Below are 3,410 nucleotides of genomic sequence, written 5' to 3'. Positions count from 1 at the left end.
GCCGCCTGATCGCGGCGTTCGACCGGGGCGCGCCCGCCGCGGCCGCGAGCTTCGGCGGCCGCCCCGCCGAACCGCTGCTGGTCTCCCGTGAACTGTTCGGACGTCTGGCGGAGTTCGCCGAGGACGACACCGCGCCGCGCGGCTTCCTGCACTCCGCCGGGGTCGGACCGGTCGAACTGGTGCCCTGCGACGACATCGCCGCACCCCACGACCTGGACGAGGCCGCCGATCTCGAGGCGTTCCGGAGCCCGCCCGGCGGATGATTCGCCGATGATCGCCGCGGTGTGGGAGATTGACGTCATGCGCGGCGGATTCCCCCTGATTCCCAGTGTCCTCGCGGCCGCGGTCGCCCTGGCCGCCGGGCTCTGGCCCGCCCTGCGGGTGACCGCGCTCGACGGCCTCGACGGCGCCAAGACGATGCGCGAGACCTCCGCGGTCTTCGCCGACCGGACGTGGGAGAAGCCCGCGCCCGGCTCCTACACGCCGCCCGCCGCGCCGGCCGACGGGCTGCCCCCGGCCATCTCCCGGATCGAGACCCAGGACAAGGTCGTCTTCCTGACCATCGACGACGGCTACGACTACGACGCGGAGTTCGTCCGGATCGTCCGGGAGGAGAAGGTCCCCATCATGACCTTCCTGACCACGACCTATGTGCCGCAGCACGGCCCGTACTTCTGGGCGTTGAAGCACGCCGGTTCGGCGATGGAGAACCACACCGTCCGGCATCCGAACCTGCCGGGGCTCGGCTACGAGGGGCAGAAGGCGCAGATCTGCGGGGCGTCCGACACGATCGAGCAGTCCTACGGCCGCCGTCCCACCCTGTTCCGGCCGCCGTTCGGCGCCTACAACGACCTCACCCGCAAGGCGGTGGGAAAGTGCGGGATGAAGGCCGTCATCATGTGGTCGGCGGAGTACTGCAACGGAACTACTTCCTGCTCGCCGACGAAGAAGCTCGACGACTTCGTGCGCGGCGACGGCGGCACCGGCTACCGGCCGGGCGACATCATCCTGATGCACTACCGGGCCGGTCTCGGCGGCCAGTTCGCGAAGCTCCTCGCCTCGATCAGGGAGGCCGGTTTCCGGCCCGCGGCGCTCCAGGAGTACCTGCCGGAGGCGCTCGGCGGGAACGCGTCGATGCCGTAACGGAGAATTCCAGTACGGACACGGTGCGTAGCGTCTAGGGTCGTTCTCAGCCGGTGGGGCAGAGGTCTCTCGCTCCCCGAAACCTCCCTGGGTGCCCCACCGGTCACTTCTCGTCAGATGCCGCGCATCCGCAGGACCTGCAGCGCCAGATTCAGGTTGAGCTGGAGATGCGGGTCCTCGGTGAACGGGCCGAGCAGCCGTTCCAGCTTGCCGATCCGGTAGCGCAGCGTGTTGTAGTGGAAATGCAGCCGTCGCGCCGTCTCGGCGACGTTCAGGTTGGTCTCCAGCAGCACCTGCAGGGTGCGCCGCAGGTCGGCCGATTCGGGATCGGCGTCGGTGGCCAGCTCGCCGAGGGTCTCCGAGACGAACGCGTGCAGCTCGCCGGTGTCCTCGACCAGCGACAGCAGCCGGTAGACGCCGAGCGAGTCGAACGGCGCGACCTCGCCGGGGCCGTGGAGCTGGCGGCCCACCCGGACGGCCTTGCCGGCCTGGTCGTAGGCGTCGGGCAGTTCGGCGGGCTTGGTCGCGGGACGGCTGATCCCGGTGGTGAACACGAGCCCCTCGGCGGTCTTCACCTCGCGGACCATCCCGTGCACCAGTTCCTGGACGTCGCCGCCCGGCGGCACCCCCAGCACGGCGACGGCCTCGTGCGCGAACGCGGCGACGGCGGCGGAGCGGTCACGGCAGCGGACGGCGCCCGTCCAGGCGGCGGCCATCCGCTCCTGCGCGGACTTCGCGCCCTCCTCGTCGTCCTGCTCCAGATCGAGGGAGGCGACCAGCACGACCACGGGACGGTCGAGATCCCAGCCGAACCCGGCGCAGTGGCCGACGACCCGGTCGTCGTCGCCCGCGCGTCCGGCGAGCACGTCGCGCAGGAAGTCGGCACGGTACTTGGACTCGACGGCCGCGACGGCCTGCTGCTTGGTCAGCACCAGCGCCGCGACGGTCGCGGCACGTTCCAGAATGCCGACCTCGGTCTCCGACAGGCTGCCGCCGGGGCAGTACGCGGCGATGACGCCCTGGTCGAGCCCGCCCGCCGCGATCGGCACGACGACCCTGTCGCCGTGCAGCCCGTGCCCGGCGTGGCCTTCGAGCCAGTCCTGGAGCTCGTCGAGATCGGCCCGCGGCCCTGACGCGGCGAGCAGCCGCTCGTCGTCGTCGAGTGCGAGCACCGCGCCTTCCAGCAGGACGGCCAGCTCATCGCAGACCTCCTGGAGCCCGCCGCCGCACAGCACGATCTGGACCAGCGCCCGGTGGACCTCCTCGGTGCGGGCGAGGATCGCGGCCTGCCGGTTGAGGATGTCGGTGAGCACCTGGTTGAGGATGTCGTCGAAACCGACGTGCTCGGGGAGCTGGATCAGCGGGAAGCCGAGCCGGTCGGCCTGGGCGAGCATCTCGGCGGGCAGTTCGTCAAGATATGCCCCCGGCTTCACGGCGAGCGCGGCGACGCCCCGCTCGTTCAGGCCCGCCACGAGGTGGCCCAGCGCGGCCGGCCGGTTGCGCAGCGGATATCCCGTCGTCAGCAGCAGCTCGTTGGGTTTCACCCAGGCCAGGACGTCCGGGACCTCCATCACGTTGAGGCGCTGCACGATCCGGCCGAGCCCGTCGGCGCCCGCCATCAGCTTGGCCTCGGCCAAGGTGGAGACGCCCAGGACCTCACTGACGGGCAGCCCGTAGGTGAGGGTTCCGGTGCTCGCCAGCCGGAGCCGGGGCGGGACCGTGTGGGTCTCGCCGGAGCGGCGGGCCCAGAGATCGGACTGCGGAGATCGTGCGGGGATATCCATGACGTGAACAACCCTCACAAGAAAGACGAAGAAAGACAAGTCCTCTTGGCAACTTCTTCCATACGGCGATCTTGGTGTTCAGGGTTAACGTCCAGCCAACGCGAACCCAACGGAGGGCCTTCCGGTGACCATTCCCCAGCTGATCATGGCTGAGTCCTGCCAGGAACCGACCCGCACGCCGGTCCCCGGAGCGGCGAGCCTGGCGGTACGGGAGGCGGTCGAGCGACCCCGCAGGGCCGCCAAGGTGATCGCGGTCTTCCCCTCCTCGGTATACCTGCAGCTCAAGAGCGGAAACGAGCCGCGCGTCGTCGCGCTGGTCGGCTCGGAGTCGCTGGTCCGCCCGGCCAACGCGATCGTGGTGCCCGGCACCGGACGGCTGAACGGCCCGTTCGCCGGGGTCCGCGAGGGCGACGACGGCTGGATCGGCGACGGCTACGCCGAGGCGGGCACGCTGCGCGTCCGGGTGAAGCGCTGGTGGGACCC

2 protein-coding genes and 2 pseudogenes are annotated in these 3,410 nt (G+C 70.8%); 3 read left to right on the top strand and 1 reads right to left on the bottom strand.

The window, feature by feature from the left end; translation table 11 throughout:
- Together ACYVE7_RS31350 and ACYVE7_RS31345 are read left to right on the top strand one after the other, a co-directional pair.
- Window positions 1-263, top strand: a pseudogene (locus ACYVE7_RS31350) (nucleotidyltransferase family protein); the annotation flags it as partial.
- A gap of 7 nt (window positions 264-270) precedes the next feature.
- Entirely contained in the window at window positions 271-1,143 is an 873-nt protein-coding gene (locus ACYVE7_RS31345) for a polysaccharide deacetylase family protein (RefSeq protein ID WP_460369846.1), read from the top strand.
- Between the two features lie 113 nt (window positions 1,144-1,256).
- On the opposite strand, the gene ACYVE7_RS31340 is transcribed toward ACYVE7_RS31345, so the two are convergent.
- Complete coding sequence (locus ACYVE7_RS31340; RefSeq protein ID WP_460369844.1) at window positions 1,257-2,927, bottom strand: PucR family transcriptional regulator ligand-binding domain-containing protein; 1,671 nt, start codon at window positions 2,925-2,927, stop codon at window positions 1,257-1,259.
- A 124-nt stretch (window positions 2,928-3,051) separates the two neighbouring features.
- On the opposite strand from ACYVE7_RS31340, the pseudogene ACYVE7_RS31335 reads away from it, so the two are divergent.
- Window positions 3,052-3,410, top strand: a pseudogene (locus tag ACYVE7_RS31335) (hypothetical protein); the annotation flags it as partial.

The organism is Actinocorallia lasiicapitis, assembly GCF_054778695.1.
Note: the sequence above shows the minus strand (reverse complement) of the source record. Positions and strands in the feature narration are given on the sequence as shown.

Coding starts and splice junctions, on each gene's coding strand:
- ACYVE7_RS31345 (WP_460369846.1), top strand. CDS start 271: ATGATCGCCGCGGTGTGGGAGATTGACGTCATGCGCGGCGGATTCCCC.
- ACYVE7_RS31340 (WP_460369844.1), bottom strand. CDS start 2,927: ATGGATATCCCCGCACGATCTCCGCAGTCCGATCTCTGGGCCCGCCGC.